General features: G+C 61.3%; 18 protein-coding genes. 10 read left to right on the top strand and 8 right to left on the bottom strand.

The features are described from left to right. Positions 1-185: 185 nt before the first annotated feature. Positions 186-1,427 carry an MFS transporter gene (locus tag KBX07_RS04140; protein ID WP_255997730.1) on the top strand — a complete coding sequence of 414 codons (1,242 nt, stop codon included), beginning with the start codon at positions 186-188 and terminating at the stop codon, positions 1,425-1,427. 576 nt (positions 1,428-2,003) lie between these two features. Continuing rightward, positions 2,004-2,333 (top strand): helix-turn-helix transcriptional regulator, encoded by a 330-nt coding sequence (locus KBX07_RS04135; protein ID WP_083770227.1) that lies wholly within the window; start codon positions 2,004-2,006, stop codon positions 2,331-2,333. Positions 2,334-2,730: 397 nt separating this feature from the next. Here the strand turns inward: KBX07_RS04135 and rfbB are convergent, their stop codons facing one another. From rfbB to KBX07_RS04100, 7 genes are all read right to left on the bottom strand, one after another. Next, complete coding sequence (gene rfbB, locus KBX07_RS04130) at positions 2,731-3,735, bottom strand: dTDP-glucose 4,6-dehydratase (RefSeq protein ID WP_256023122.1); 1,005 nt, start codon at positions 3,733-3,735, stop codon at positions 2,731-2,733. Beyond that, the gene (locus KBX07_RS04125; protein ID WP_256023120.1) at positions 3,732-4,964 is read right to left on the bottom strand and encodes a hypothetical protein; all 1,233 of its coding nucleotides are present in this window, start codon (positions 4,962-4,964) and stop codon (positions 3,732-3,734) included. The genes rfbB and KBX07_RS04125 overlap by 4 nt, the downstream gene beginning before the upstream one ends. 12 nt (positions 4,965-4,976) lie before the next feature. Further along, the gene (locus tag KBX07_RS04120) at positions 4,977-6,251 is read right to left on the bottom strand and encodes a Dyp-type peroxidase (protein ID WP_256023118.1); all 1,275 of its coding nucleotides are present in this window, start codon (positions 6,249-6,251) and stop codon (positions 4,977-4,979) included. Positions 6,252-6,257: 6 nt separating this feature from the next. Then, on the bottom strand, positions 6,258-6,884 hold the full coding sequence (locus KBX07_RS04115) for a copper chaperone PCu(A)C (RefSeq protein WP_256023117.1): 627 nt from the start codon (positions 6,882-6,884) through the stop codon (positions 6,258-6,260). Positions 6,885-6,907: 23 nt separating this feature from the next. Continuing rightward, positions 6,908-8,869, bottom strand: a complete 1,962-nt coding sequence (locus KBX07_RS04110) for a prolyl oligopeptidase family protein (protein ID WP_256023115.1) — start codon at positions 8,867-8,869, stop codon at positions 6,908-6,910. Between the two features lie 44 nt (positions 8,870-8,913). Next, a complete protein-coding gene (locus tag KBX07_RS04105; protein WP_005287069.1) occupies positions 8,914-10,056 on the bottom strand; it encodes an alpha/beta hydrolase family protein in 1,143 nt (380 codons plus the stop codon). Between the two features lie 484 nt (positions 10,057-10,540). Further along, positions 10,541-12,010, bottom strand: a complete 1,470-nt coding sequence (locus KBX07_RS04100) for an alpha/beta hydrolase family protein (RefSeq protein ID WP_256023114.1) — start codon at positions 12,008-12,010, stop codon at positions 10,541-10,543. 107 nt (positions 12,011-12,117) lie between these two features. Here KBX07_RS04100 and lpdA point away from each other — a divergent pair, with 107 nt between their 5' ends. Further along, positions 12,118-13,530, top strand: coding sequence for a dihydrolipoyl dehydrogenase (lpdA, locus tag KBX07_RS04095; RefSeq protein WP_256002173.1), 1,413 nt, complete (start codon positions 12,118-12,120; stop codon positions 13,528-13,530). 235 nt (positions 13,531-13,765) lie between these two features. Then, positions 13,766-14,977 (top strand): hypothetical protein, encoded by a 1,212-nt coding sequence (locus tag KBX07_RS04090; RefSeq protein WP_256023112.1) that lies wholly within the window; start codon positions 13,766-13,768, stop codon positions 14,975-14,977. A gap of 84 nt (positions 14,978-15,061) precedes the next feature. Here the strand turns inward: KBX07_RS04090 and KBX07_RS04085 are convergent, their stop codons facing one another. Continuing rightward, positions 15,062-15,544, bottom strand: a complete 483-nt coding sequence (locus KBX07_RS04085; RefSeq protein ID WP_005287052.1) for an SRPBCC family protein — start codon at positions 15,542-15,544, stop codon at positions 15,062-15,064. 460 nt (positions 15,545-16,004) lie between these two features. Between KBX07_RS04085 and KBX07_RS04080 the strand changes: the two genes are divergently transcribed. The 6 genes from KBX07_RS04080 to KBX07_RS04055 all read left to right on the top strand — a co-directional run bounded on the left by KBX07_RS04080 (position 16,005) and on the right by KBX07_RS04055 (position 22,231). Beyond that, entirely contained in the window at positions 16,005-16,763 is a 759-nt protein-coding gene (locus KBX07_RS04080) for a succinate dehydrogenase cytochrome b subunit (protein ID WP_256023110.1), read from the top strand. Positions 16,764-16,784: 21 nt separating this feature from the next. After that, positions 16,785-18,959: a fumarate reductase/succinate dehydrogenase flavoprotein subunit gene (locus KBX07_RS04075; protein ID WP_256023108.1), complete on the top strand. Its 2,175-nt coding sequence runs from the start codon at positions 16,785-16,787 to the stop codon at positions 18,957-18,959. Next, positions 18,959-19,708, top strand: a complete 750-nt coding sequence (locus KBX07_RS04070) for a succinate dehydrogenase/fumarate reductase iron-sulfur subunit (RefSeq protein ID WP_005287042.1) — start codon at positions 18,959-18,961, stop codon at positions 19,706-19,708. The genes KBX07_RS04075 and KBX07_RS04070 overlap by 1 nt, the downstream gene beginning before the upstream one ends. Before the next feature lie 35 nt (positions 19,709-19,743). Continuing rightward, positions 19,744-20,121, top strand: coding sequence for a hypothetical protein (locus tag KBX07_RS04065; protein WP_005287039.1), 378 nt, complete (start codon positions 19,744-19,746; stop codon positions 20,119-20,121). Positions 20,122-20,188: 67 nt separating this feature from the next. Then, entirely contained in the window at positions 20,189-21,502 is a 1,314-nt protein-coding gene (locus KBX07_RS04060) for a DUF445 domain-containing protein (protein WP_256023106.1), read from the top strand. A gap of 84 nt (positions 21,503-21,586) precedes the next feature. After that, a complete protein-coding gene (locus KBX07_RS04055) occupies positions 21,587-22,231 on the top strand; it encodes a CGLAU_01105 family protein (RefSeq protein WP_005287033.1) in 645 nt (214 codons plus the stop codon). Positions 22,232-22,233 lie beyond the last annotated feature (2 nt).

The following is a 22,233-nucleotide window of genomic DNA, read 5'->3' as shown; positions in this document are numbered from 1 at the left end:
GCAACGTCGGATGAATCCTGCTCAAGTTCCACAAAAACTTTCCCTCCGCTTGCATATGTACTAAATACTTGGTAGCTACTATAGAAGTAGTATCTACCGAAGGGAACAGGATGACAAGAGTTACGCCAGAAGAGAAAGTCGTGGCGGACACCACCCCAAGTCGATGGACTTTGCCTATAGTCCTTGTGGCGCAATTCATTACGCCGATGTCAATTTCCGGAACGGGCATCGCTCTTCCGCAGATCTCCACTGACCTTGGGGCAAACACGACAGCACTTCAATGGGTCGTTAACGGTTTCAACGTTGCGTTTGCACTGGGAGTTCTTGGCTGGGGAGCTGTAAGTGACCGTATTGGCTTTCGTGTGACTTTTGTCGTCGGATCTGCCCTATTCTCGGTGTCCAGCCTGATAAGCGCTGCTAGCCCGTCGCTTCTTTTGCTTGATTTCATGCGACTTATTGCAGGTTGTGGGGCGGCAGCCGTCCTCACTGGAGCTAGCTCTATGCTCTCTAACGCCTATGAAGGCAGTGCGCGAGGCCGAGCATTCGCCCTGTTTGGAACTATCAATGGATTGGGCTTGACCTTAGGCCCAACTATCTCAGGAATTTTGGTTTCGAGCTTTGGGTGGCGAGGAGTTTTTGCTGTTCATGGTGTAATTCTTGCGTTGGTTACATTGAATGCAAGAATCCTTCCTACAGCCACCGACGCTGCGCAGGATATTAATGAGACAAAGACACCGCTGTTAGATCTTTCCATTCTTAAGAACAGAGAGTTCCTCGCCATGTGTCTGGTGCCGATTGCGGGTTCTATTGGATTCGTTACAGTGCTGACTTATCTACCCTCTGCCTTCAGTGGCATTAAAGGTATCGGTGCGGGACAAGCTGGCCTGATCATGCTTGCGATGACAATCCCAGTCGTTGTTGCGCCAATCCTAGTGGCCAAACTGATTGAGAAAGTCACGTGGATAACGGTTGGCTTTGTGGTGTACCTCAGTCTGATCTGTCTTATTGTCGGAGACCTTGGCCTGATGCTGCTCACGCCCGAGGGGTCAATCGGGCTCGTAATTATTCCGATGATCTTGCTTGGCTTGGGCTTCGGCCTACCCATTGGCCTTGTAGATGGACACGCACTGGGGGTTGTTCCTCCTGAAAGGACCGGCACAGCGGCTGGCGTGCTCAACTTTTTCCGTGTGGGTAGCGAGGCTTTGTTCGTTGCCGGGTATGCGTTCATGCTTTCCCTGCAAATTCAACAACAGCTTTCCGGCGAAGCTGCGACAAGTACTGCGGCTGGGCAACCGGGCCACCCAGATGTCTATGCTGACGCTTTCAGTACAAGCGCGCTCACGCTGACGGCCCTTGTTTCGTTGGTAACTGTGTCTGTCTTGCTCGTACGGCGCGGTTCCAGCGCTAAGTTAAATGAAAAGGAGTAAGAAACAATGAGCACAACTATTCGTTCCTCTGAAACTCGAGACGTTTCCAGTCTCTCGCCTGTTTCGATGACTACCCTCCACGACTGAAGAACTTCTCCGCCGTCTTTCTCCGGGATGAACTCCTACCTTTCCGTGCATTGCATCGAGGCGGATTAAAATGGAAGAAGGGGAAACCTATCCAGGTGAAGTTGTGTACGTAGATGCTCATGCGGCAAACAGAGACCAAACGGTCTTCGCTTCGCTGTGGACGGTGAGTGTTCAGCGTAACTAGAAGAAACATCTACCGTTTGGATACGGTATGCATCTTGGATACGGCATGCATCATTGTATGTGGGCAGCAATAGCACGGGTGGTCATTCGCGAGTCGGTGGGAGCACTGACTGAATAGCTGCCGAGGTTATTCATGGCAGTGCCTCCTGAGAACATCAAGTGGATACGGGAGTTTTAGTGCATCGTCCCTTGTCGACTCCTGTGAGTAAATAGTTTCCTCGCGTGGTGTAGTTAACTGGAATGATATCGCACGATCTTGAACAGCTACGATTTTATTAGTTCCTTCATTCCTTGAAAGGAGATCGTATGCCTGATCAGGATGGCCACCCGAGTATCGACGAGTTTGACCTCTCTAAAATTTTGCACGCATTGTCAGACGCTAACCGACGTAAAGTGATTGTAAAACTGGCTGCACAGCCAGATGGGACTGAACAACTATGTTCAGAATTTGGTACCCCGTGGGCGCCTTCAACGCGAACACATCACTTCAAAGTTCTGCGTAATGCCGGTTTGGTCTGGCAGCGTGACGTGGGAAACGGACGCATGACGCGTCTGCGTCGAACTGATCTTGAGGAAGTGTTTCCGGGCTTGCTGGACCAGATAATTATCTCGAGTGGAAACGGCCAGCTGAAGTGACAGAAACTTCAAGATTGAATTTTAGACTGAGTATGACTTTGCTACTTCCTTCTTACTGGGAGATGTCATCTGACATTCGCCCGACTCACGGGATTCCTTATGTCTTCGCGCCCTCGGGGTAGAAAGCTGGGCCTCGGATTTGTGCCACCCATCAAAAAATGGCCTCTGCGATGTCGAACAGCACTTCTGGTTAGTCGGATTCCGGGCTCTGACTAGCGGGGTTCCCCGGGGTGGGTGAACGCGGAGTTTTTACCTGACCCCCCGTTTATTGGGGTCAGAGTGCGCGAGTGTTTGGTCGTCGCCATCCTCTTCGCCCACGTGCTAGGCCGCTGGTTGGAAGATGACATGTGTGCGCAGCGGGGCGAGACCGTGCGTTTCGAAGGTAGCTGAAGGTGGGCTACTGCCCGCGCTGTGCATACCCCTCTTCGACCGCGTCCTTCGCCTCCTGCCACCACGCTTCGTGGGTGCGGTACCACTCGATCGTGTTGGCTAGGCCTTCGCGCATGTCGGTGTAGTGGGGCTGCCAGGCGAGCTCGTCGTGAAGCTTGGTGGCGTCCATGGCGTAGCGCATGTCGTGGCCGGGCCGGTCGGCGACGTGCTCGAACTCGCCGCCCATCAGTTCGCAGATCATGGTGATGACCTCGAGGTTCGAGCGCTCGCCGCTTGCACCGATGTTGTACGTTTCACCGGCTTTGCCGCGCTCGAGAATGGCCAGGACGGCGTCATTGTGGTCGTCGACGTGGATCCAATCGCGCACCTGCTCGCCCGTGCCGTACAGCTTCGCGGGCCGCCCGGAGAGCAGATTGGTGATCTGCCGCGGAATGAACTTCTCAATGTGCTGGTAGGGGCCGTAGTTGTTGGAGCAGTTCGAAATCGTCGCGTCGATGCCGAAGGACCGCACCCACGCGCGCACGAGGTGGTCCGACCCGGCCTTTGTCGCGGAGTACGGCGAGGACGGGTTGTACGGTGTCGACTCAGTGAACTTCGCGGGATCATCCAGCGCGAGATCGCCGAACACTTCGTCGGTGGACACGTGGTGGAACCGCGTTCCGTACTTCCGCACGGCCTCGAGCAGCGTGTATGTGCCCATAATGTTGGTCGCCACGAACGGCGAGGGGTCCCGCAGAGAGTTGTCGTTGTGCGACTCCGCGGCGAAATGCACCACGACATCAGCATCGCGCACGAGCGTATCGACGACCCCAGCATCCTCCACCCTGCCCTCAACCAGAGTCACAGCCGCCTCGTCCAACCCGGCGAGATTCTCGGCGTTGCCTGCGTAGGTCAGCGCGTCGAGCACGACGATCTTCGTCTCCGGTTGGCGCTGGGCCACCATGCGCACGAAGTTGGCGCCGATGAAGCCGGCGCCGCCAGTGACGAGCATCGTGTTCGCAGAAGATGTCATGCGTTCACTTTATCCCGGTTCCCTGACAAGCCGATGACGTGCACTAACGCGCCAGTCAGTGGGCCGAGTATCAATGCCGCGATCACCGTCGTGGCCACACCGGTGCCGCCTACGGCAGGAAGTGCGAAAAGCAGAGCGAAGGTGGCCACCGAGCCGGCCACCCAGCCGGCGACGTACCAGGTGTGCAGCTCGAGCGCGAGAACAGCCGTGCCGGTGATGATGAGCGCGCCCATGACTGCTGACGCGAACGTGAGTAGGCCCAGCGGCAAGCCTGGCACGAAGAGTTCTGGTGGGAAGAACGCCCGCAGGATCCACGGCCCGATCAGCCACGCGGCGGCAAACCCGACCACGCCTATCCCAAGGACGGCCGCGATCGGGCGGAGCAGCGAAGAGTAGATCCGTGCCCGGTTGGTGACAAAGCGCACCACAAGGGCCGACTGGAAGCGCTGTAGGGGAACCAACACCGGTGCGCGGGTGAGCAGCACTGCCTGGTTGATAGCGGCGACGGCGGCACCTGCGGCAGGGTCGAGGGAGGGGAAGGCGAATTTGACCAGCATCGGAAAGCCGGTGATCAGGGTTGCAGAGGCGCCAGTCGCCACGATCGCGGCGCCAACGCGGCGGGTGAACTCAGACCGGTCCACATCTAGGGTGACACGAATCTGGCTGCGGGCGTGCGACGACGCTGCGAGGATCAGCACCCACGTCAGAGCACCGATCACGGTGATGATCAGGAATGCCGGCAAGCCGAACCCCGCCGCCCAAGCAACACCTGCGAGCACGAGGCGGATCCCAGAATCGAAGGCAACGAGTGCCGCGTACTGGCTCCACAACTGAGTGCCGCTCAATATGCCGGACAGCACGGCCTGGAAAACGTAGCTGGACAGGCCGAATACCAACAGACCAGCTGCCACAGACCTGTCCAAGGGCACGAGCTGACCCATCAACACAACCCCGAAGACAAGGGCGAGCACGGCGACAACAGCCGCAATGACGGCTCCTAGACGCCATGGGTTCGCTGTGCCCGCCATACCGCTGGTTCGAGCGGAGGACACGGCGCGGGTGGTTTCTTGGGTAATGCCGTCGATAAAGCCCGCCGAGGCGAAGAACAAGCTCCAATACGCCTGGAAATACAGCATCTGTGTGCCGGCGTCGAGCGACCAGGACGCGACCCAGAGGACCACGAACCCGGAGAGCGCCGCGAACACCGTCGCGAATGACAGAGCCTTCATCGTGGGCTGATTCTAGCCCTCGAGCAGGTCTTGGCCCCAGTACTCGCCGTCGCGCGTCCCGCGCGGGATGGCGAAGACGGCGGAGCCGATGTGGGTGATCCACTCGTTGAGGCGGTCGGCGTCGTCGAGACGCTTCTGGATCGGGTCGAACTGCTGCAAGGGGTTCTTCTGGAAGCAGATGAACACTTGTCCCGCGTTGGAGGAGCCGCGGGAGTCTGGCCCGGGCGGCATGTCGTAGTTGTAGGGGCGGCGGAAAATGCGCTCGGCGGGATCGTCGGAAAAAGCCCTGGCCATGTGGGAATTCGGGTCGATGACGGGCAAGCCGTATTCGTCGCGGGCCTTGAAGTCGGGTTCGTCGAATTCATCTTGCCCGGTCAACGGGGCACCGGTGTCTAACGTCCGTCCCACTGCGACTTCGCGGGAGGGGCGGTCGAGGATGTCCCATTCGTCGAGAAGCATGGCAACGCGCCGCACCACCATCGCGGTGCCGCCGTTCAGCCACGCGGGGCCGTCGGAGATCCAGACGATGTCGTCAAAGTCATCGGTAGGCGGGTTGCCGGACCCGTCGAGCTGCCCGAAGAGGTTGCGCGGCGTTTCGCCCTGCTCGATCGAGCCGCGGGCGTGCAGGAACCCGTCCTGGATCCACGCGGTGTCGACGTAGTTGCGCGCCGTCTTCGTCATGAACCGCGCCGCGTGCGAGACGGTGAAGCGGTCGTCCGCGCAGATCTGCAGGCAAAGGTCGCCGCCGGACCATTCCTCACGGAGCTCATCACGAGAATACGCGGGAAGATCCCCGAGCCACTCCGGCGCATCCAGCCCGAGCTTGTCCAGGAAGCTGCGGCCGAACCCGACCGTGATGGTCAGGTTCGCGGTGGAGACCATGTTCTCCGGCTCGAGGTCCGCAAGCCCGGCGAGGCCAGAGCACATGCGCCGGGCGTCATCAGTCCACAGCCGCATGAGGCGCCGCGCGTCCTCGACGGAGTCCTTGCCGTCCTGGAGATTGAACGCGATGAGCTTGTTGAAGGCCTGCTCGGGCGTGGCAACACCAGCCTGGTGCTCCCCGTCAAAATCAACGCGCGAGTCAGCGAGATACGCGTCCGCTTCTTCGCCCATGCCTTGCCCGGGCCACGCGTCCTGTGGCTTATCGACGCTTCCTTCCCCGCCCCCTTCATTCGCGCACGCCGAACCCCCAGCAGCTACCACTCCAGCAGCCCCGGCAACTCCTGCGCCGTGCAGGAATTGGCGGCGGGTCGGTTGGTGCGCTCTGGGGCGGGGGTTGTCGGTCATGGTTCCTTACTCGTGATCGTCGTGGCCCTCGTGGCCACCGTAGTTCTCCTCGCCGGAGGGCTGTTCGCGCACCGGGATTTCGATGGAAAGGGTGGTGTCGGCGTCGGTCGTGATCTCGACCTCCAGCGTCTCACCGGCGGGAATGGCGTCGGCGTAGTTCATGATCATCAGGTGGTCGCCGCCGGGGATCAGCTCGTAGGTCTCACCCGGGGCGACGGTGAAGCCGCCCGGCTTTTCTTGCATGACGCCGTCCACGACTTCGTGGAGTTCGGTCGATGCGCCTTCGAGCGAGGGGACAGCGAAGGACTTGACGGAGATGTCCTGATCGGAGGTGTTTTTCAGAGTGCCGAAGCAGGCCGTCATGTCGGAGTGCTTCTTGTCCAAGTCGGTCGCACTCTCCATGGCGACGTCGTCTTCGGCGGCGGGCTTGGCGCGGCAGTAGCCGTCGACAAGCTCGATGGTTGCCTCAGAGGAAGCCTCGGACGCAACATCCGACGGAGCGCCCGACGCGGCATCCGGGGTGGCTTCTGATATTGCGTCTGATGTGCCTGCAGTCTCCGTGTTGTCGCCGCACCCGGCCAGCCCGAGGGCGCCAGCGCACAGGACGGCGGCGAGAGTCAGTGGTTTCTTCATGATGCTGTCCTTTCCATTGAACATCAGTCGGAAGTTTGATCTGAAGAGTTCCCGATCTGATTCTCCAGCCAGGTATAGATGAGCGATTCAACCCGTGCGACCTGCTCGTTGTCGGCGGCACCGGCGTGACCGCCGGCGGTGTTCTCGAAGTAATCCACGGGCTGACCGGCCTTTGCCAAGGCGAGCGCCAAAGTCCGAGCGTGCGCGGGGTGCACACGGTCATCACGGGTGGAGGTGGTCACCAGCGCCGGGGGATAGGTAGGGGAGTCGGCCACGTTGTGCAGGGGCGACCAGCTCTCTAGCGCGGCGCGTTCCTCCGGTACGTCCGGGTCGCCGTACTCGGCCATCCAGGACGCTCCTGCTGACAGAGTGTGGTAGCGCAGCATGTCGGTCAGTGGCACCTGGATCACGGCCGCGCCGAACAGGTCCGGGTATTGCACCAGCGCGCCGGATGTGAGCAGTCCGCCGTTGGAGCCGCCGCGGATGGCTAGCTGCTCCGGCGCGGAATAGCCGCGGGCGATTACGTCTTCGAGCACTGCCCGGTGGTCCTCCCACACCTTGTGCCGGTTGGTCTTGACCACCTGCGAGTGCCATTCGGGGCCGAACTCGCCGCCACCGCGCAGATTGGGTTGGACGAAGTAGTAGCTCTTCTCCAACCAGGAGATTCCGCGCACAGCGGAGTACCCCGGGGTGAGTGACACCTCGAAGCCGCCGTATCCGCCGACCAAGCACGGCCGCTCACCCTGCGAAAAGTCGCCGGTGATGAAGTATGGCACCTTCGTCCCGTCCGCTGAGGTGGCCCAGTGTTGGCGGGTTTCCAGGCCGGACGCGTCGAAAAGCGCGGGTGCCTGGCGCACCACCTCGCCGTCACGCAGCAGCGTGGAGGGGGTGGTGAAAGACGACACGTTGATCCAGGTTTCGTCGCCGTCGAGCGGGCTCGTGCCCACCACCGACGCTGTCGCGGCTTCCGGGAGTTCGACTTCGGAGCGGTCCCAGGTGCCCAGCTCGAAGCGGAAGATGCGCGTGACCACGTTGTCCAGCACCGTCACCAGCAGTGTGGTGGCGGTGACGGAGAGGTCTTCGATGGGGAAGTCGTCGATAAGCACGCGCTTCTCGGTGAGATCCAACGATGCCACTGCGAGAGCACCCGCCGGGATGCCGTCGAACGCCGTGCGCGGCAGCAGGAACAGCCACTGTTTGTGCGGCACGACGATGCAGTCCTCGGGGACATCCACGAGCTCGCCGTCGATGTACGTGCGCGAGGTGTAGAAGTCCAGCGCGCGCTCGAAAATCACGCGCTCAAAGCCGGGAGTGTGGTCGACGTGCGCGCCTACTGCGACGTCGCTGCGCTCACCGCGGAAGACCACCGGCGCGTCCTCGATCGCGGTTCCGCGCTCCCACTTCCGCACCTCGACCGGGTATCCGGACTCCGTGACCGAGTCTTTGCCTATGTCAGTGCCCACGAGTAGCGTGTCGCGGTCGATCCAGCTGACGTCGGTCTTGGCTTCGGGGAGCTCGAAGCCGTCAATGAATGCTCGATCGTCGACGTGGTATTCACGCACCGTCACCGCGTCCGCGCCGCCGCGCGAGAGCTTGATCAGTGCGCGGTCGTTCGCGATGGGCCTGACCACGGCACCTTTCCAGACCCAGTCTTCTCCTTCATCGCGCGCGAGCTTATCGACGTCTACCACCACTTCCCACTCACCAGTTCCCCGCAGGTAAGCGTCAGTGGTTGTGCGGCGCCAGATCCCGCGCGGGTGCTCACGGTCGCGCCAGAAGTTGTAGAGGTAATCTCCGCGCCGCGTGACGTACGGGATCTTCTCGTCAGTGTCCAAGGCGTCCCGGATGCGGCCCGCCAGCTCCTCGTCCTGGTTCTGCTGCTCCGTGTGGGCGGACCAAGCGGAGGCCCATGCGAGGGCTTTGTCGCCTGTGATCTCGTCGAGTTCAGCTGGGGCAATAGACAGATCGGGGGCGTTAGAGGTCATACAGACAACCCTAACGCCCCCGTGGGCACGCGCCGAATGGCGGGCTACATGCCGAATGCCGGCTTAATGGTCTTGTACCAGGAGTTCTCCAGGTCCTTGCGCCAGTCCGGCCAGGAGTGGGTGCCCACGTTGCGGAACTCGTAGTGGGCCGGAATGTTCAGGCTGTTCAGCTTCGCCTTCAGGTCGTGGTTGCAGGTGTTGATGGCAGCCTCGATCACGCCACCTTCAACCTGGAGCACCATCGCGTTCGCAGATGCCGCCGGAACCTGAGCACCCTTGCCGACAAGGGTAGACACCATATCGTTCTCGGATGCCAGGCCCGTAGCGGTGGAGACGTACAGGTTGGTGCCGCGCAGCTTGTCGGCGTTCACCAGTGCGTCGTTGGCGCGGTTGTACGGGCCGCCCATCGGGCCCCACATCTGCTCCGGGGTGACCGTCTGGTAGTTCGCAGCTGAGCCAGCACCGCGGTTGACGGTCAGGCGGGCGAAGTTGTACCCAGCCGGGCTGGAGGTGGCAGCACAACCGGAGAAGGATGCAGCGGCGTCGTAGAAACCGGGCACCTTCGTCGGCAGGACCAGCGCGGAGGTGCCAGACATGGAGAAGCCGACGACCGCGCGGCGGCTGTCAGCCCCCAGACGATTCTCGATCGGTCCCGGCAGCTCCTTCGTCAGGAACGTCTCCCACTTCTGCGGGCCACGGAAGTACTTGGCGTTCGGGGTGTTCAGCCAGTCGGTGTAGTAGGAGAACGCGCCCTCCATCGGGATGACCACGTTGACGCCCTTGTCGGCGTAGAACTTCTGGGTCTCGGCGTAGGTCAACCAGTCGTTGTTCTGCTCCGCACCGCCAGCACCGTTGAGTAGGTAGACCGTCGGGGCGTTCTTGACCGGCTGGCCCTGCGCGTTGCGCGCCGGGATGACAGCAACTGGGATGTCACGGCCCATGGACGGGGAGTGAACCCAGAAAGCCCAAACCTTGTTGTGGTCGACCTCGTGGACCCACTTTGCGGTCTCGCCGGTGTTGATCGCCTTCGGGGCCGGGTTGGCGTCCCAGTTCTTCACCACGCCTACCGGAGCTTGGCCGGCCGCTTGAGCTGCCGAAACCGGAGCTGCTTGGGCAATGGCCGGGGCGGCACCGAGCGCAATCGAGGTTGCGGCCGCAACTGCGAGGGCTGAGCGGAGGAACTTCATGGGTGTTTCCTTACTAATGGTCCGTTAGCTTCAACCTTGTTATTCGCTTGAAGCGTCATGGTTGTTACCGGGGGATACAATCAAACCGCACTTGACTCTAACCGTGGATAGGCAGTACCACAAGTGGGAGGATGTTACTATTGTGTCTCAAGTTAAGCATGTTAAGGTGCTTTTCGACGTAACAACCCCACCCCAACCCCCGACTATCTTCCTAGAGTCACCCGCAATAGCCCTAACTGAAAGGACGCGAACCATGAACGCACTCAACCCGATCGAACAGGCACAGCTGGCAATCAACCAGTTCCTCGGCGGCCTGATCCACGAGGCATCCTCCACCTCTTCCCAGATCGCTCTGAGCCTGGGCATGTTCTAACGGCGTTCGGGCAAGAAGCGTCGTTATGCAGATGCAAAGAGGGGAGATACCGACGTGGTATCTCCCCTTGTGTCGTGTGTGGCTCCGGTAGGAGCCGGCGGCGGGGTCGTTCTAGCTAGACCCGTTCGCGTTCCAGGAGTTCGATTCCTGCAGAGACTCGTCCGGCTTGAATCCTTCTCCGATCAGTGTCGGGCCGATGACGGTGTTCCAGGAGCGACGCATGTCATCCTCCCACACAGGCCAAGAGTGGGTGCCAGCATTCTTGAATTCGTAGTGGGCTTCGATTCCCAGTCCGTTCAGCTTCGCCCGAAAGTCGTGGGTGCACGCGTTGGTCGCTCCTTCGATCACGCCACCCTCAACGATTGTGGTTGCGGAACCGGAAAGCGCGTCAGCAGACTTCTGGCCGCGGACCTCGGTGCGGTAGCCGAACATGTCTTCGTTCGCTCCAAGACCGGACGCGTTGGAGATGTATAGCTTGGAGCCTTCGAGCTTGTCGGCATTGACAAGCGCGTCGTTGTAGCGGTTGTAGGGGCTGCCCATCGGACCCCACGCGTGGGCTGGGGTAATGCGGCCCCCGTTCGACGCCGCACGGTTCACAGTCAAGCCAGCGAACGCCCAAGGAATTGGAGTTGAGGTCGCCGCACAACCGGAGAAGGATCCCACAGCGTCGAACTCGCCTGGGTAGTGTTCCGCGAGCAAGAGGGAAGAGGTGGCTGACATGGACATGCCCACCACAGCGCGCTTATCGTTAGCACCCAGGTGCTTCTCCACAGTTGGCAGCAATTCGCGGCCCAGGAACGTCGTCCACTTCTGCGGGCCCTTGAAGTAGGAGGAGTTCTGCTTCAAATGTTCACCGTCTTCAAGCCAGTCGACGTAGTAGGAGAAGGCGCCCTCCATCGGGATGACCACGTTCACCCCCTTGTTCTCAAAGAAGATGTCAGCGTCGCCAGAGGTAATCCAGTCGGCATTCTGCTCCGCGCCGCCGGCTCCGTTCAGCATGTAGAGCGTCGGGGCACCCGTGATGGGGTTACCGTTCTCGTCTCGGGCCGGGATGATGGCCACAGGGATATCGCGCCCCATCGAATCGGAGTAAACGTTCCAGGCCTCGACGATCGGTTTCGCGCCCTTGACCCATTCCTTCTCGTTGCGCTTTTGCTTGGTGGTCTTGAACCACCACTGATCATCCTTGCCTCCGCCGGACACCTTCTTCGGGGCCTCCGTCAGCTCAGTCATCTTTGCCAAGACGGGTGTCTGGTCGGCGTGGTTAGGGGTCGTCTCGGACTCCCGTTTCACGTCATCGTCAACCTGGTCAGCACCGGCTCCGGGCTTGGGAAGCTCAGCTGCCGGGTCCAGCTCTGTCCCGCCCTCAGCGGCGTCTTCCTTTGCTGCAGGTTTCTCGGCTTCTGCACCGGAGTCGGCCGCTGCCTGCGGGTCGGGTTCGGGGGCGGGGTGCTGCGTACCGTCGTCAAGCGGCGTGACAGCGAGCGGCTCGTCGGCGGGTGTCGAGTGGACCAAAGACAGCGAGCTAGCGGCGATAACGAGCGCGGCAGCCGAAGCGAGGGCGGGGCGGGAAAGCTTCATGAATGTTAATCATGCCAAACTGGCAGGGAACTTTGAAGTGGGAAGCGAAATAGGCCCGTCAAAGCACGTGCAAGCAGGATCTGGAGAACGAACGTATCCTAGGAGACGTGGCTAAAGAACAATATGACGTTGTAGTAATCGGCGCGGGCCCTGGCGGCTACGTCGCCGCTATCCGTGCGGCTCAGCTTGGACAGAAAGTTGCAGTCGTAGAGAAGCAGTACTGGGGCGGTGTCTGCCTGAACGTGGGCTGCATCCCGTCGAAGTCTCTGATCAAGAACGCTGAAGTGGCGCACATCTTCAACCACGAGGCGAAGACCTTCGGCATCAAGGGTGACGTTTCCTTCGAGTACGGCGATGCGCACCAGCGCTCCCGCAAGGTCTCCGAGAAGATCGTCGGCGGTGTCCACTACCTGATGAAGAAGAACAAGATCACCGAGATCAACGGTGTCGGTTCCTTCAAGGACGCCAAGACCATTGAGATCACCGAGGGCGATGACCAGGGCAAGGAAATCTCCTTCGATAACTGCATCATCGCTACCGGTTCCATTGTGAAGACGCTGCCGGGCATCGAGCTGTCTGACAATGTCGTCTCCTACGAGGAGCAGATCCTCAACCCGGAGGCTCCCAAGAAGATGGTCATCGTCGGCGCTGGCGCGATCGGCATGGAGTTCGCCTATGTGCTGTCCAACTACGGCGTGGACGTCACCGTCGTCGAGTTCATGGACCGCGTTCTGCCGAACGAGGACAAGGACGTGTCCAAGGAGATCGCCAAGGCGTACAAGAAGCTCGGCGTGAAGCTGCTGACCGGCCACGCCACCACCGAGGTGCGTGACAACGGCGATTCGGTCGAGGTGGACATCAAGAAGAAGGACTCCGACGATGTGGAGACCCTCACTGTCGACCGCGTCATGGTGGCCGTCGGCTTCCAGCCGCGTGTCGAGGGCTTCGGCCTGGACAACACCGGTGTCAAGCTCACTGAGCGTGGCGCCATCGAGGTCGACGAGCGTATGCGCACCAACGTCGAGGGCATCTACGCCATTGGCGACGTGACCGCGAAGCTGCAGCTCGCCCACGTTGCTGAGGCTCAGGGCATCGTCGCCGCAGAGACGATCGCTGGCGCTGAGACCATGGAGCTCGGCGACTACCAGATGATGCCGCGCGCAACCTTCTGCAACCCGCAGGTCGCGTCCATGGGCTACACCGAGGAGCAGGCGAAGGAGAAGTTCGCCGACAAGGACATCAAGGTGGCTACCTTCCCGTTCTCCGCGAACGGCAAGGCTCTCGGCCTGGCTGAGTCCCAGGGCTTCGGCAAGCTCGTCGTCGACGGCGAGTACGGCGAGATCCTCGGCTGCCACCTGGTGGGCGCCAACGTGTCCGAGCTGCTGCCGGAGATCAACCTGGCTCAGCGCTTCGACCTCACCGCCGGTGAGATCGCGCGCAACGTCCACATTCACCCGACGCTGTCCGAGGTTCTCAAGGAGATCGCTCACGGTGTCGAGGGCCACATGATCAACCTCTAAATCATGTCGCTTCAAGCGCCCCGGTTCTTCGCCGGGGCGCTTTTCGACGTTTAAACCCACCCCACCCCATCACCTCATCCCTTGAGGGCTACCGCAGCAGGCTCGATTGGGGAAGCGCAGATGCGCGGTTCGTAGTATTCGTCTGTACAGTAACTGTGACAACACGCTTCGACGAGCGAAAGTGACATCGTTCTCGAGATTAAACGGTGCTTGCTGAAAGGCTAAGGAGGCAGTCATGTCCAACAGCTACAATCCGAACAACCCATACGGTTCACAGCAACCGGATTGGACATCGGGTGGTGCGGACAGTTCCGGTGGATCGACCCGCTACACCGGTGGTTACGGCGCGGGCCAATATGGCGCTGGTGCTGGTCAGGAGTACGGCGCGGGACAGTACGGCGCCGGGCAGTACGGTGCCGGGCAGTACGGTGCAGGTGCCGGGCAGTACGGTGCAGGTGCCGGGCAATATGGAACCGGCCAGTACGGTGCGGGCCAGTACGGTACGGGCGCCGGGCAGCAGTACGGTGTGGACCAGTCCGGTGCTGGGGCTGCGGCACCGTATGAGCAGAACCAAACCCAGTCCCTTTTTCAGAACCAGGGGCAGGGCCAGTACGGCTTTGATCAGCCCCAGTACGGCCCGCCGCAGCAGCCCGGGGGATCGAAGCTGAACATTCTGGGCATTATTTCGATTGCTCTCGCGGTCCTGGGCACGATCATGTCTTTCTTCCCGGCGACACTGGTGTTCGGGTGGCTTCTGCTTCCCATCGCGCTCGTGGTCGGCATCATTGGCTTGGTCATGAAAGAGATGTCGAAGGGTCCGGCCATCGCCGGTGTGATTACTGCGGTTGTCGGCGGGCTCATCGCGCTGACCGTGTTCTTTGTGGCTGCGAGCTCCACGAGCGACAGCGCTGCCGAGGATGCCGGCGACGCTGCGCCAGCTGACGGCGCCTCCGCAGGAGGGGCAGCCGATAACGGTAAAGACAAGGGCAAGAGTAAGGCCAAGGGTTCTGATGCAGGCAAGAGCCGCGAGAACCCGCTGCCGCTGGGTAGCACCATCACTCAGGGGGACTGGGAAGTCACGATCAACTCGGTCAACTTGGACGCGACCGATGAGATCATGGAGGAGAACCCGTTCAGCGACGAGCCGAAAGACGGGATGGTGCACATCTTGGTCAACATGACGGCGAAGTACATTGGTGACGATCCCCAGGGTGAGAGCCCGCTTATCTTTGTGTCGTACGTGTCGCCGGAGGGTAAGACTTATGAGTCTCACGAGGTCACGCTCGTGGAGCCGGACATGTTCGATCTTTCCACCACCCTCTACAACGGGGCGGACACGTCGGGCAACATCGGTGTGTCCATTCCGATTGAGGGGAAGGAAGAGGGCACGATCGTCGTCGAGGCTGACTTGTACTCCGGCGAGAAGGTCTTCTACGCGGTGAAGTAAGTGCGCATAAGAAAAGTGCCCGGGTAATGCTCTACCTGGGCACTTTTGCTGCCGGTGCTAAATAGCGGTGGAGCTGGCTAGGTCCTAGGAAGACTTCTGGGTCGGGTTGTCGGTGCCATCGACTGCAGCTGCAAGGGCAGAGAGGGACTCCTCCATGACCTCGTCGGTGAAGTTCTCCTCGGACATCTTGCGGACATTGTCCAGCTCGATTTCGGAGCGGTCGTAGGTGAGGGTAACGCGGGTGGAGTCAGAGCCCTCGGATTCGAGCTCGTACAGCCACTTGGCGCCCACCTTGACCTCGGCGGTGGTGTTTTCCACGTTCTGCCAGCCGATGACCTTGTTCTCCTGGAAGGCGAAGACCTCGTTACGGGTCTGGTAGTCGCCGTCCTCCTTGGTCATGTTCATGGTGAAGGTGTCGCCCACAGCCTGGATACGGTCGCCCTGGTCGAGGGAGACCACCATGCCGGAGTTATCGGTCTCCGGGTGGCGTGCGGGATTGGAGAGGATGTCGAAGATGTCTTTAGCGGAAGCGTCAATAACGCGTGTTGCGGAATTCGTCTCAGTCATGGCACCCACGGTACCGAAAACATTCGGGGGTGGGGTTGTGCTGGGATTGAGGCCCCGGCGGGGCCGGGTGACCGTGGGCTATCGCGGAATCTGCCAGCGAGGGAACAATTAGGGTCAAGCAACCAACGAAAGGATGACACCCTTCGGGGTGGACCCAGTGGGGGTAATCGCTTATCCCTGCCTTGAGTGTCACACGTCACAACTTAAGGGTGGATTGGAACGTTGGTAAAGAGGCACATGTAACGGTTGCGTGCCCGGGATGGCGAAACCACTGTGTATCGCGGTGACGTGGTGGGGTCGCCGGGCGGGGAGGTCGAAACGTCGATAAGCGAATGTGCTCAGGCCCACATGCAGCGACCGCGACTGCGATCGCGGGCGGGGGTGACTGAAGATCTAAGAAACCACTAAGTAGTGAGAAGGCTGCAGGGAACCGTAAAGTTAAATCGACACTGGAGGTGCCATGACTGTTCAAAATGCAGACCGCGACGCAATTCGTCACGGCAAAATTACCGAAGAGCCGCTGCGTGAGCGGCCAGGAGTGCCTACCTGGGCACTCAAGCTCATCATGGCCGTGACCGGCCTGATTTTCTTCTTGTTCGTCATCGGCCACATGGTCGGTAACCTCAAGATCTTCATGCCAGACCACGGCGGTGTGCCGGCTATCGATGAATACGGCCACTTCTTGCGCACAATTGGAAACCCACTGTTCCCGGGCGAGTCCTTCCTCTGGATGGTTCGCATTGTGCTGCTGGCCTGCCTGTTCCTGCACATTTGGGGCGCGTTCGCGCTGAACGCACGCTCGCGCCAGTCCCGCGGTAAATTCCGCCGCACCAACCTGATGGGCGGAATCCAGTCCACCGCTGCGCGCTGGATGCTGATCACCGGTGTGATCCTGCTGCTGTTCATCATCTTCCACCTGCTCGACCTGACCATTGGTGAGGTCGTCGCGTCCAACGCCTTCGAGGCTGGCGCAGTGAAGAACAACATGCTGGCCACCTTCGCACCCGCACGCTGGCCGGTCACCCTGTTCTATGTCGTGGCTATGCTCGCGCTGTTCATGCACCTCACCCACGGTGTGTACCTGGCTGTGTCTGACCTGGGCTGGCTGGGTAAGCGCGGCCACGCGATCATGATCGTGTTGGCTTACTGGATCCCGGCGATTGTGGTGCTTGCCAACATCGCTATGCCGCTGTCCATTGCATTTGGAATCGTGCACTAGGAAACGCTGGAGGAATCTGAAATGACTACTGCACACAACGCGGCGGGCGCCGACAAGCCCAAAGACCCGCAAGCGGAGACCCACAGCACGGGTAAGGGCCTTGGCGAACAGGGCGAGAAGATCGTCAAGCCCGCCAGCGAGCAGGCAACCGTTGATCGCCCGGCTGAGGCCGAGGGCGCTGACACCACCCCGGCTGCGGAGAAGGACGAGAACAAGGACTTCACCAACCCGCAGTCCAAGGCTGCTGGCGTGACCCCGGGCAACATTCTGGAGAACAACGAGCCCAAGGGCGTGCCGATGCGCGACATGTGGGCTTACCAGAAGGACCACATGGAGATGGTCTCCCCGCTCAACCGTCGCAAGTTCACCGTCATCGTGGTGGGTACCGGCCTGTCCGGCGGTGCAGCTGCAGCTGCACTGGGTGAGCTGGGCTACAACGTGAAGAACTTCACGTACCACGACGCACCGCGTCGCGCGCACTCCATCGCTGCACAGGGCGGCGTGAACTCCGCCCGCGGTAAGAAGATGGATAATGACGGCGCGTACCGCCACACCAAGGACACCGTCAAGGGCGGCGACTACCGCTGCCGCGAGTCCGACTGCTGGCGCCTGGCGATTGAGTCCGTCCGCGTCATCGACCACATGAACGCCATCGGTGCTCCGTTCGCCCGCGAGTACGGCGGCGCCCTGGCGACTCGTTCCTTCGGTGGTGTCCAGGTGTCCCGCACCTACTACACCCGTGGCCAAACAGGTCAGCAGCTCCAGCTGTCCACGGCATCTGCCCTGCAGCGTCAGATCCACCTGGGCAACGTGGAAATCTTCACCCACAACGACCTGCTCGACTACATCATCACGGAGAAGGACGGGAAGAAGCGCTGCGAAGGCATTGTGACCCGCAACCTGATCACGGGTGAAATTGTGCCGTTCACGGGCCACGCCGTCATTCTGGCCACCGGTGGTTACGGCAACGTGTACCACAAGACCACGCTGGCGAAGAACTCCAACGCCTCCGCCATCATGCGTGCCTACGAGCACGGTGCTTACATGGCATCGCCGGCGTTCGTGCAGTTCCACCCGACGGGCCTTCCGGTCAACGCGAAGTGGCAGGCGAAGACGACTCTGATGTCCGAGTCGCTGCGTAACGACGGCCGCATCTGGGTCCCGAAGGAAGAGGGCGACGACCGCGACCCGAAGGACATCCCGGAGGAGGAGCGCGACTACTTCCTGGAGCGCCGCTACCCGGCCTTCGGTAACCTCGTGCCCCGCGACGTCGCATCCCGTGCCATCTCCCAGGAGATCAACGCCGGCCGCGGTGTCGGTGCGCTGAACAACGCTGCGTACCTTGACTTCACCGACGCCATCGAGCGCCTGGGTAAGGACACCATCAAGGAGCGTTACTCGAACCTGTTCGAGATGTACTACGACTCCGTCGGTGATGACCCGTACGAGTCCCCGATGCTCATCGCCCCGACCGTTCACTTCACCATGGGTGGCCTGTGGACCGACTTCAACGAAATGACCTCCATCGACGGTCTCTTCGCTGCCGGCGAGTGCTCCTGGACCTACCACGGTGCTAACCGCCTGGGTGCGAACTCGCTTCTGTCCGCATCCGTGGACGGCTGGTTCACCCTCCCGTTCTGCATCCCGAACTTCCTGGCCGGCCACCTCAACGAGCCGGTTCTGGAACTCGAGGCTGAGGAGGTCACCGCAGCTGTGACCCGCGCCCAGGACCTGGTCAACCGTCTGATGACCGTCGAGGGTGAGGAGCCGCACGGCCCGGACTTCTACCACGAGCAGCTCGGCGCTATTCTCTACGAGTCTTGCGGTGTTGCCCGCAACGTGGAGAACATGGAGAAGGGCCTGGAGCGCGTGCGCGAGCTGCGTCGCGAGTTCTGGGCGAACGTGAACATCCCGGGTGACGCGATGGACATGAACCAGACGCTGGAGAACGCCATCCGTGTGGCGGACTACATCAACCTGGGTGAGCTGATGATCATCGACGCTCTCGACCGCGATGAGTCCTGTGGTGCCCACTACCGCGAGGACCACCTCTCCGAGGACGGCGAGGCAGAGCGCGACGATGAGAACTGGTGCTTCGTCTCCGCCTGGGAGCCCGCCGGCGATGAGCAGTTCATCCGCCACGCAGAACCCCTGTACTTCGACTCGATCCCGCTGATGACAAGGAACTACAAGTAATGAAACTGACACTTGAGATCTGGCGTCAGGCCGGACCCGACACCGAGGGAAACTTCGAGACCGTCCAGGTCGACGACGCTGTGGAGCAGATGTCCATCCTGGAGCTGCTGGACCACGTCAACAACGCCCGCGTCGAGGCCGGTGAAGAACCCTTCACCTTCGCCTCCGATTGCCGCGAGGGCATTTGCGGCACCTGTGGCCTGTCGGTCAATGGCCGCCCCCACGGTGCCGGCCAGAACACCACGGCTTGCCTGCAGCGCCTGTGGAACTACAAGGACGGCGACACCCTGAAGATCGAGCCGTTCCGCTCGGCTGCTTTCCCGGTGATCAAGGACCTCACCGTGGACCGCTCCGCGCTGGACCGCGTGATGGAGCAGGGCGGCTACGTGTCCATCCAGGCTGGTACTGCACCGGACGCTGACACGTTGCACGTCAACCACCAGACCGCGGAGAAGGCTCTGGACTTTGCTGCCTGCATCGGCTGCGGTGCGTGTGTGGCTGCGTGCCCGAACGGCGCTGCGCACCTGTTCACCGGCGCGAAGCTGAACCACCTCAAGCTCCTGCCGCTGGGCAAGGAGGAGCGTGGCAAGCGCGCCCGCCAGATGGTGGACGAGCTGGAGACCAACTTCGGCCACTGCACCCTCTTCGGCGAGTGCGCGGACGTCTGCCCGGCAGGTATCCCGCTCGAGGCCGTCGGTGCCATCAACAAGGAGCGCGCACGCGCCGCCTTCCGCGGCAAGGACGACTAAAGTAGAAGTCACCTTCTAGAAAGAGAGACGAAACGATGAGCGGACACGCAGGTCCCGCACCCGTTGCGGACATCGCCTCCGAGAGTTTCCCGGAGTACGGCCAATCCCTTCATTCGGGCTACCTGGACGGGTATGACCCGGTTTCCCTCGGTGCGCCGCACTCCTCCCTGATGAAGACCCGCACCTGGGTGGGTATGGGGCTGATGCTGGCTTCTCTGGCTGGCATTGGCACCCTGATCTACGGTGCTGGAACGCACCTGTGGGGCCACGGTGCAAGCCCGGACATCACCAACACGCTTTTCATCGTGGGTGGGGTGTTCACGGCTGTCACGCTGATCGGTGCGATCATCGCGATCGTTTCCGGCCGCAGCGACTACAAGGCCTACCGGAAGGAGACGGGCCGTCTTAACTAGGCGGTGATCGTCGTTAAGCAAGTGCCTCCCGCTTCGCGCGGGAGGTTTTTTGCGCTTTAATCAACTCATGACAAACCACGAACTTGCGCACACCCGCGCGCCGCTGGAGGTCCCGGGCCCGTCGCCGGAAGTTGAGGCGGAGCGTCGCCGCTCGTTGCGGATGCACAAGACGTGGGTGACGGGCCTACTGGTTCTGGCCGCAGTGATCTTCCTGGCGTGCACGTGGTGGATTGAGCACGACGTGCATCACGCGCCCGCCTGGGTGGGGTACGTTCGCGCGGCCGCGGAGGCCGGCATGGTCGGCGGTTTGGCGGACTGGTTCGCTGTCACGGCGCTGTTCCGCTACCCGATGGGCATTCCGATTCCGCACACGGCGCTGGTTCCCAAGAAAAAGGACCAGATCGGCGGGGCCCTGAGTGAATTCGTCGGTGAGAACTTTCTCAACGCGCAGCTGATCACGGAGAAAGTCTCCGAAGCCAACATTCCGGAGAAGGTCGGTGCATGGCTTGCGCAGCCGGAGAATGCCGAGAAGGCATCGGAGCAGGTCGGCCGCTTCACGGCGAGCGCGGTCGCGGCAATCGATCCGGAAGACGCGGAAGCGCTGATCAACCACCAATTCATTGACCGGGTGGCGGAGCCTGCCTGGGGGCCGCCGCTGGGCCGCGCACTCGATGGGCTGATCGCAGACGGCAAGGTCGAGCCGATTGTGGAGGAGATCATCTCCTGGGGCCGCAACAAGGTGAACACCATGGAGGAATCCGTGGTCACCATGATTGACGAGCGCATGCCGCGCTGGGCCCCGAAATTCGCCAAAGACCTCGTCGGTGAGCGCGTGTACCGCGAGCTGCAGGACTTCATGTGGGAGATTGACACCAACCCCCAGCACGAGGCGCGCCGCGCTGTCCGCCGCACGATTTCGCAGTTCGCGCAGGATCTGCAGTCCGACCCGAAGATGATCACGCGGGTCGAGGACATCAAAGCCGACATCATGGGGTCCAACGCCGTGCAGTCAGCGGCGAGCGGAATCTGGGCTTCAGCGTCGCAATCGCTTATCGACGCTTCCACCGACCCCTCCTCCCTCCTACGGCGGCGCATCACCGAACTGGCGCGGGAATGGGGCACTCGCATCACCACCGACCCGCAGCTGCGTGCAGACTTGGACACACGGATCGAGGGTGCGTCCCGGTTCATCGCGGACAATTACGCCGGCGACATTACGGCGATCATCTCCGACACCATTGAGCGCTGGGACGGCCGTGAGGCTGCCGACAAGATCGAGCTGATGGTGGGCAAAGACCTGCAGTTCATCCGCGTCAACGGCACGATCGTCGGTGCTTTGGCTGGCCTGGTCATCTACACGGTGTCGCAGTTGCTGTTCTAGCCCCCGGTTGTTTTGCCGCCGGGCTGTCTAGACTGAGAGGCGCACACCTGCCGATCACGTTCTACGATTCTGGAGACCTCTGCCATGACCAACGCAACCCCGAACGGCCCTGCTAACGACGACACCTTCATGAACGCTCTGCGCGGCGTGGGCGATGCTTCGCTCAACGCGTGGTCCCGCTTGGGGGACCTTGCGGGCGAGTTCAGCCGCAACTTCCGCGCGGACCGCGATGCTGACGTGGACACTGGTGCCCACCACGGCGTGGATGAGGAGCTCACCCATGCCCACTCGGGTCTTACGGAGCAGCTCAAGGCGGCTATCGCCAACGCCCGCGAGGCTTACCAGGGCGCAGCCAACGACCGTGACTTCCGCGCCGCGACCACCTCGTTCGCCTCGGATGCAGAGTCCATTTTCCGCGACTTCGCCGGCAGCGTTACCCGCGCCGTGGACACTGCCCGCGAGTCCGATGAGGCGAATCAGACCAAGGCCGCTTTCGGCTCCGCTCTCGATGAGATCCGCGAGACCTTCAACACCGCTGTCGGGCAGGTCCGCAGCCGCGCTGAAGAGTCGGACGTAGATGTCGAAGGCACTGTGGCCGATCTGCGCAGCCGCCTGGAGGAAGTGATCGGCCGAGTGAGCAACACGTTCAACGGCGGCGACAACGCCTCCGATATTGTGGAGCACGACCCGACCGACGGTAACAACCCCGACGAAACTGACAACCGCTAGAA

Source organism: Corynebacterium sp. CCUG 70398 (assembly GCF_024454055.1).
Lineage (GTDB): Bacteria > Actinomycetota > Actinomycetes > Mycobacteriales > Mycobacteriaceae > Corynebacterium > Corynebacterium genitalium.
The sequence above is the reverse complement of the archived record's forward strand: the minus strand, read 5'-3'. Positions and strand labels throughout refer to the sequence as shown.

Bases quoted from the DNA above. Each gene is read 5' to 3' on its own strand.
- KBX07_RS04135 (WP_083770227.1), top strand. From the start codon at position 2,004: ATGCCTGATCAGGATGGCCACCCGAGTATCGACGAGTTTGACCTCTCT.
- rfbB (WP_256023122.1), bottom strand. From the start codon at position 3,735: ATGACATCTTCTGCGAACACGATGCTCGTCACTGGCGGCGCCGGCTTC.
- KBX07_RS04125 (WP_256023120.1), bottom strand. From the start codon at position 4,964: ATGAAGGCTCTGTCATTCGCGACGGTGTTCGCGGCGCTCTCCGGGTTC.
- KBX07_RS04120 (WP_256023118.1), bottom strand. From the start codon at position 6,251: ATGACCGACAACCCCCGCCCCAGAGCGCACCAACCGACCCGCCGCCAA.
- KBX07_RS04115 (WP_256023117.1), bottom strand. From the start codon at position 6,884: ATGAAGAAACCACTGACTCTCGCCGCCGTCCTGTGCGCTGGCGCCCTC.
- KBX07_RS04110 (WP_256023115.1), bottom strand. From the start codon at position 8,869: ATGACCTCTAACGCCCCCGATCTGTCTATTGCCCCAGCTGAACTCGAC.
- KBX07_RS04105 (WP_005287069.1), bottom strand. From the start codon at position 10,056: ATGAAGTTCCTCCGCTCAGCCCTCGCAGTTGCGGCCGCAACCTCGATT.
- KBX07_RS04100 (WP_256023114.1), bottom strand. From the start codon at position 12,010: ATGAAGCTTTCCCGCCCCGCCCTCGCTTCGGCTGCCGCGCTCGTTATC.
- KBX07_RS04090 (WP_256023112.1), top strand. From the start codon at position 13,766: ATGTCCAACAGCTACAATCCGAACAACCCATACGGTTCACAGCAACCG.
- KBX07_RS04085 (WP_005287052.1), bottom strand. From the start codon at position 15,544: ATGACTGAGACGAATTCCGCAACACGCGTTATTGACGCTTCCGCTAAA.
- KBX07_RS04080 (WP_256023110.1), top strand. From the start codon at position 16,005: ATGACTGTTCAAAATGCAGACCGCGACGCAATTCGTCACGGCAAAATT.
- KBX07_RS04075 (WP_256023108.1), top strand. From the start codon at position 16,785: ATGACTACTGCACACAACGCGGCGGGCGCCGACAAGCCCAAAGACCCG.
- KBX07_RS04070 (WP_005287042.1), top strand. From the start codon at position 18,959: ATGAAACTGACACTTGAGATCTGGCGTCAGGCCGGACCCGACACCGAG.
- KBX07_RS04065 (WP_005287039.1), top strand. From the start codon at position 19,744: ATGAGCGGACACGCAGGTCCCGCACCCGTTGCGGACATCGCCTCCGAG.
- KBX07_RS04060 (WP_256023106.1), top strand. From the start codon at position 20,189: ATGACAAACCACGAACTTGCGCACACCCGCGCGCCGCTGGAGGTCCCG.
- KBX07_RS04055 (WP_005287033.1), top strand. From the start codon at position 21,587: ATGACCAACGCAACCCCGAACGGCCCTGCTAACGACGACACCTTCATG.